Genomic DNA, 6,980 nt, shown 5'->3' on the forward strand with positions numbered 1-6,980 from the left:
TCGCCTGCCGCGCTGCGCCGCAGGCAGCAGCGCAGCGGCGCGCCGCCCTCCGGGTCGGTGAAGGCGTGGCGGGTGGCTCCGGCGTCGTCCCGTACGCGCAGTTGCTCGCAGACCGCCGGGGCGATGGGCAGAGTGCGGGGCGTCGCGGAGGTTCCCTCGCCCGGCCCGGGGACGGGGCCGGTCTGCTCGTGGATGCCGGTGCCCGCTTCGGTGGTGACGTCGTTCGTGCTCATGGCTCAAGCGTGGCCGGACCCGCCCGCCCGCACCGGCGGATTCCGGACCACGCGTTCCGGCGCCCAGGCGCCTCGCGAGCCGGTCCGGGCGCTCCAGCGTTCTCCCGCGTTCAGCCGCCCATCTGTCCGGCGCCCGCAGCGGCGACGAACGCCGCCCAACCGGCCACCGGAAACACCAGCGCCGGACCGTGCGGCACCTTGCTGTCCCGAACCGGGACGACGGCGGCGAAGTCGTCACAGACCTCCACGCACTCGCCTCCGTCCTGGTTGCTGTAGCTGCTCTTGCGCCAGGTGACGGCGCTCAGGTCGATAGGTCGCACGCTACTTCCTCCATCATGGCCAGAACGAAATTCCGCGACTCGGCCGGGGACAGCGCCAGGTCGCGCATCGCATCGTACGCACGCTGCAGTCGCTCGACAGGAGCGTTCTGTTCAACAAGATCGCCTCGATAACCGTTCTCGGTGTAGGCCACCGTACGACCGTCCGGCAGCCGCAGGAACATCACGGTCGCATTGGTCAGGCCGTGCAGCCCGGCCACCAGCGGCAGTACTTGCAGCGTCGCGTTTGGCCGGTCCGCCACCTGAACCAGGTAGCCCAATTGCTCCCGCCACTCACCCGCTTCTCGCAGCGGCGTGCGCAGCACTGCCTCGGACAGGATCGTCCGGAAAGGTGGCGCGTCATCGCCCTCCAGCAATTCCCGACGGCTCATGCGCGCTTCGACCTGTTCGTCCAGCTCCTTGCCCTTGAAGCCGCCAGCTGCCAGCACCTCACGTGCGTACCCGGACGTCTGCAACAGCCCCGGCAGCACCCCCACCGCGAAGTGCCACAGGCTCAACGCCTCCGCCTCCAACTCCATGTAGCGGCGGTAGCGCTCGCGGAACTGGGTGCGGTCGCCGGCCGCCAGCTCCCACAGGGCCAGCAGCAGGCCCGGCGTCTCGTAGTACGTGTCGAGCGCCTGGACCACCTCCGGGCTGCCCAGCGTCTCGCCCTTCTCCAGCTTGCCGAACAACGACCAGTCCCAGCCCAGCCGTTCACCCACCTGCCGCAGGCTCGCTCCCTTCGCCACCCGCAGCCTGCGCACCTCCTCCGCGAACCGCTGACGTGGTTCCTGACTCCGGCCGGTGATGACGCGACGCTGCGGCATACCGCTCCCCCTCGTGCTGTGTCACTCATGCTCGTCGTGCTCGATCTACTACGCAGCGTAATAAATGACAGGTGGGCAGGGGACGGAACACACGAAACGCCCGCCGCCCCCGGACTGTGGGCTCCGGGGGCGGCGGGCTTCGGTGCTGCGGGCTGGACAGGTGGGTCAGCGGGCCTGGAAGACCGCGACGGTCCGGGCGGGGACGGTGAAGCTGCCGGACGGCCGGTCGAAGGACGCCTTCCGCACCACCGGGTCGGAGCCCTTGGCCTGCGCCGGGTGGAGCGCGTAGCGCTTGCCCGCCGCCTGGTCGAGCGTCTGCTCCTGAGCCTCCGGGGTGGCGTTGAAGACGACCGCCAGGTCACCGGCGCGCATGGTGACGACGCCCGGGGTCTCGTCCTTGCCCGACAGCGGGAAGGACACCTGCTGCTGCACCGTGTCCAGGCTGTCCAGCGAGAACACCTTCTCGCTGGTGCGGACGCGCAGCAGGTCCCGGTAGGCGGCGGAGGTGGCTTTGATCTCCTTGCAGCCGGGGGCCAGTTCGGGGTTGGTGAGCAGCGGCTTGGCGTAGGGCCACTTGTCCTGGTTGTCCCAGGCCGGCGGGAGTCCCCGGCCGAAGCCGTTGCCCTGCCGGCAGTCCCAGTTGATGGTGTTGAACCAGTCACCGGAGTTGTAGGAGTTGCGGTCCAGGGACTTGGAGCGCAGCAGGTCGCTGCCGGCCTGGCTGAGCGAGGGCCCCTGGGAGAGCACGGCGGTGGCCATGGCCAGAACCTGCATCCTGGACCGGTCGGCCGCCGACGTCTTGGCGGGCAGTTTGAAGGCGAGCGCGTCGTAGAGCGTCTCGTTGTCGTGTGCGTCGGCGTAGGCGAGGGCGTCGCCGGGAGCGTCGGCGTAGCCAGCCGGGGCGCCGTTGTAGTCGACCTCGGAGCCCTTGACCTGCTTGCCGGAGGTGTCGGTGAAGGTGTAGTCGGCGAGGTTGCCGGTCAGGCCGACCTTCAGCAGGTCCTGGTAGTGCAGCAGGCGGGCCTTCTGCTCGGCCGGGGAGCCGTTCTCCTTCGAGGAGTTGGGGTCGGTGTGGAGTCCGGAGGCGAAGCCCTGCACACCCGGGTCCTCGTCGAACGGGCCGCCGCCGCGGACGGCGTCGCGGGCGCGGTCGGAGAACGTCGCGATGCCGGTGCCGGCCATGTTCTTCTGGGTGGCCTGGACGAAGCGGGCGTCGTCGGCGACCTCGCCGAAGTTCCAGCCCTCGCCGTACAGCACGATGTTCTTGCCGTCGACGCCGTCCTTCTTGAGGGTGAGGGCGTCCAGTGCCTTGCGCACGTCGAGGATGTTCTGCTTGGGGTGGTGGCCCATCAGGTCGAAGCGGAAGCCGTCGACCTTGTACTGCTTGGCCCAGGTGACGAGGGAGTCCACCGTCAGCTTGCCCATCATGGTGTGCTCGGGTGCGGTGTTGGGGCAGCAGGTGGAGCTGGCGACGCTGCCGTCGGCGAGCAGCCGCTGGTAGTAGCCGGGCACGATGCGGTCCAGTACGGACTTGTCGTCCTGGCCTGCCGCGTAGGTGTGGTTGTAGACGACGTCCAGCACGACCCGCAGGCCGGCCTGGTTGAGGCTCTGGACCATCTGCCGGTACTCGGTGGTGCGTCGGGTGCCGTCGGGGTCGGTGGCGTAGGAGCCTTCCGGCACGGTGTAGTGCAGCGGGTCGTACCCCCAGTTGTAGGCGTCGCGGTCGCGCACCTCGCCCACGCACTCCTGCTGCTTGGGTGAGGCCGGGGGCAGGGCGGCCAGGTCGCACCCGGACACGGCCTGGTCCCGCTTGCGCTCGGGGGTGGTGGCGATGTCGTAGGTCGGCAGCAGGTGCACGTGCGAGGTGCCGGCGTCGGCCAGTTCCCGCAGGTGCTTCATGCCGTCGGACCGCTTCTCGGTGAAGGCCAGGTACGTGCCGGTGTGCTTCGCCGTGCGGTCGGCGATCGAGAAGTCCCGGACGTGGAGTTCCTGGATCTGGGCGTCGCGCAGCGGCGTGGGGGCCGGTTTGCGGAGGGTGCGCCAGCCCTTGGGGGCGAGCCGCGGGTCGTCCAGGTCGGTGACGAGGCTGCGGGCGGAGTCGGCGGTGAGCGCGGTCGAGTACGGGTCGGTGACCTTGTTGGTGACGACTTCACCGGCGGTGGGCGCCCAGACCTGCACCTGGTAGCGGTAGGACTTGCCGCTCCACGCCGGGGTGCCGGTGACGCTCCACACGCCGCTGGTGTCGTCGCGGCGCATGGCGACGCGGCGGCCGTCCAGGTCCAGGGAGACCCGGCGTGCGGTGGGGGCCCACACGGACAGCGTCGGGCGGCCCTTCCGGTCGAAGACCGGGCCCAGGCGGGCCTGCTTCGCCTTGTCGCCGTAGAGGTCGTCGAGCACGCCGGGGATCTGCACGCCGGTCGCGGCGAGCAGGGCGCCGTTGGCGGCCCGCTGGGTGGCGACGAGCTGGGCGCGGGTGGCGGCGGTGATCCGGTCGCGGTCCCGGGGGTCGACGGTGAAGGCGGCGTACTCGCGCAGGTGCGGGTGGGCGGCGGCCTGTGCGTCGGTGAGTCCGCCGGGCACGTGGTTCAGCCGCAGCCAGCGGCCGTCACCGGTGAGGGTGCCGTCCTTGCCGACGGCCAGGCGGCCGGCCGGGTCGTAGACCAGTTGCTGGCTGCCGGTGGCGCGGGGCTTGATCTGCCAGGCGACGGTGTGCCGGTCGATCCACTGGGCCTCGGACTTCTTCAGGTCCAGGTCGGGGGCGCCGCCGGCGGCGGGCAGCAGGTAGCCGGGGGTGCCGCTGATCTTGTGCACCTCCTTGCCGTGGGTGGCGAAGTCGACGCTCTGGTCGGCTGCTTCGTCCTTCTCGTCGCCCTTGTGCAGGATGTAGCTGAGTGTGGTGGCGCCTTCGGCGAGCGGCACCTCGAAGGTGGCACCGAAGGTGTTCTGCTTCACGGGCCGGAGCGGCTCGGACCAGTCGGTGGGCTCGGCCGCGCCGGTCCAGGTGTGCAGGCCCCAGCCGTCGTAGTCGCCGTCGGCACGGTGGTAGTGGATGACGGCTTTGGTCTCGTCCTGCGGCGGGTAGGTGCCGTCGGGGGCTTCGGTAAGGGTCGCGTCGTCGCCCTGCTCCACCCATACCTCACCGGTGCGGCTGAGGTCGATGGTGCGTTCCGGGCCGTCGGCGGTGCCGTTCCGCTCGACGGTGAAGGGCAGTTCGGCGGCGGACTCGTCCTCGTCCAGCTTCAGCCAGGCGAAGGCGCCGTAGGCGTCCCGGCCGGTGAAGTCCGCGGTGCGGTCGCCGGAGGTGAGCTGCCAGCCGTCGTAGTCGCCGTCCGCGCGGCGGTAGTGCACGACGGCCCAGTCCCGGTCGACGGCGGAGGGCGTGCGCGACCGGCGGCTGCCAGGCGGTGCCGCTGCCGGTGTCGGAGGCGGTCCGGCCGGTGCCGTCGACGACGACCGCTTTCCAGCGCAGCGCGGTGCCGGCGGTGACGTCCGTGCCGAGGTGCTGGGTGACCTTGTAGGGCGGGCGGTCGGCGGTGCCGAGCGTCTGCCACCTGCCGTTGCCCTGCTGGGCGGCGAAGACGACCCGGCTGCGGGCGTCGCCGCGGACCTTCGCGGTCAGCTCGACGGTGCCGGTGGCGCCCGGCTCGGGCACGGTCAGGGTGAGGTCCGGTCCGTTCTTCGCCGCGGGTACCGGGGAGTCGGCCCGGTGCACGACCGCGGACAGCGGCGGCACGGTCAGCTTCAGCGTGCCGTCGGCGGTGCTGCGTACGGAGGTGTCGCCCCCGTACAGCTGCCGGAAGGCGGCGCGGGGTGTCGCCACGTCGAGGGTGACGGTCCGGGCGCGCTCGCTGTTGTTGACGGCGACGGTGTACTCGTGCTGCCTGCCCTTGCCGGTGCCGATGCGGGAGACGGCGTAGACGCCGGCGCCGTCGTCGGCGTGCCGCTCGATCTGGGTGCCGTCGCGCAGCGCGGGGTGGCGCTTGGTCAGCGCGGACAGCTTCGCGATGGACCGGTAGAGGGGGTGCCCGGTGTCGTAGGCGGCTTCGGCGTGGGTGCGGTCGGTGCCGATCTGCTGGTTGCTGCCGGTGTCCAGGTAGTCGGGCACCTTGGAGGCGAACAGGGTCTGCCGGGCGTCCTTGTCACCGCCGGCTCCGGTGAATCCCTGCTCGTCACCGTAGTAGACGACCGGGTTGCCCCGGCTGAGGAACATCAACTCGTTGGCGAGCGTGGCACGTTCGAGCAGTTCCTCGTCGTCTGCGTCGGGGTTGTCCCGGGTGAGGAAGCTGCCGAGGCGTCCCATGTCGTGGTTGCCTAGGAAGGTGACCTGCTCGTAGGCGTTGGACCTGCCGGTGGTGTAGCGGTGGTCCTGGCCGAAGACGTCGGCGAGCTTCCCTGCCGAGCCGCCCTGGGAGGCGAAGGAGCGGGCGGCGTCCTGGAAGGGGAAGTCCAGGGTGGCGTCCAGCTTGCCGCGGGTGACGTAGGGCGCGTTCTGCGCCGGGTCGGCGGAGTAGACCTCGCCGAACATGAAGAAGTCCTTCTTGCCGCGCTTGGCCGCGTACCTGTCCAGCGCGGTCGCCCACTGGGTCCAGAACTCCATGTTGACGTGCTTGACCGTGTCGATGCGGAAGCCGTCGATGCCGAAGTCCCGGACCCAGCGCTGGTAGATGCGCTCCATGCCGCGGACCACTTCGGGGCGTTCGGTCCACAGGTCGTCCAGGCCGTGGAAGTCGCCGTGCAGGCTGCTCTCCCCGGCGAACGTGGAGTCGCCCCGGTTGTGGTACATCTCCGGGTCGTTGAGCCAGGCCGGGACCTTGGTGTCGCGTTCGGCGGCGGGCACCGTCGGGGTGCGGGGGAAGGAGTCGCCGTCCGTGCGCGGGAACTTCCGGCCGCCCGCGTGGTCGGCGTCGTCGAAGGGGCGGCCGTCCTTCGTCAGGTAGGGGAAGGCGCCCTTGGAGAGGTAGTCGTAGGACTTCTCCTCGTAGTCGACGACGTCGGCGGTGTGGTTGGTGATGACGTCGAAGAAGACCTTCATGCCCTTGGCCTTGGCGGCCTTGATGAGCTTGCGCAGGTCGTCGTTGGTGCCGAAGTGCGGATCGACCTGGGTGAAGTCGGTGATCCAGTAGCCGTGGTAGCCCGCGGAGGCGTTCTCGCCCTCGCCCTGCACCGGCTTGTTCTTGAAGATCGGCGCCAGCCAGATGGAGGTGGTGCCCAGGCCCTTGATGTAGTCGAGCTTGCTGGCGATGCCCTTGAGGTCGCCGCCCTGGTAGAAGCCCTTGTCCGTGGGGTCGTAGCCGGTGCTGAGCCGCCCGCCGGTGAGGCCGCCCCTGTTGTTCCCGGTGTCTCCGTCGGCGAACCGGTCGGGCAGCACGAAGTAGAACTGCTCCCGGGTCAGGTCGTGGCGGGCGGACTCGGCCGCCAGTTTCCGGTCGGACGGCGGGGGCGGCGCGGCGGCCTCAGCGGGCGCGGCCGCGGTGATCAACGTCGCGAGCACGGCGGCCGACATGCCGGCCGCCAGTCCTCTGCGTACGGAGGAACCGGTCACGGATCGTTCTCCTTCAGGGGCGGGAAGGGAGGGCGGGAGAGGGGACAGGGGCAGGGGGGCG

The 6,980-nt window shown here is 70.6% G+C and carries 2 protein-coding genes and 2 pseudogenes; all 4 read right to left on the reverse strand.

Translation table 11 applies throughout. The features are described from left to right. A pseudogene (locus tag ACYVE9_RS11540) lies at positions 1 to 233 on the reverse strand (hypothetical protein); the annotation flags it as partial. 110 nt (positions 234 to 343) lie between these two features. Continuing rightward, on the reverse strand, positions 344 to 553 hold the full coding sequence (locus ACYVE9_RS11545; protein ID WP_461027696.1) for a DUF397 domain-containing protein: 210 nt from the start codon (positions 551 to 553) through the stop codon (positions 344 to 346). Next, positions 535 to 1,377, reverse strand: a complete 843-nt coding sequence (locus ACYVE9_RS11550; protein WP_461027697.1) for a helix-turn-helix domain-containing protein — start codon at positions 1,375 to 1,377, stop codon at positions 535 to 537. The genes ACYVE9_RS11545 and ACYVE9_RS11550 overlap by 19 nt, the downstream gene beginning before the upstream one ends. A 165-nt stretch (positions 1,378 to 1,542) precedes the next feature. Next, positions 1,543 to 6,880, reverse strand: a pseudogene (gene pulA, locus ACYVE9_RS11555) (pullulanase-type alpha-1,6-glucosidase). Positions 6,881 to 6,980: the final 100 nt, after the last annotated feature.

The organism is Streptomyces sparsus (assembly GCF_054776295.1).

Bases quoted from the DNA above. Each gene is read 5' to 3' on its own strand.
- ACYVE9_RS11550 (WP_461027697.1), bottom strand. From the start codon at position 1,377: ATGCCGCAGCGTCGCGTCATCACCGGCCGGAGTCAGGAACCACGTCAG.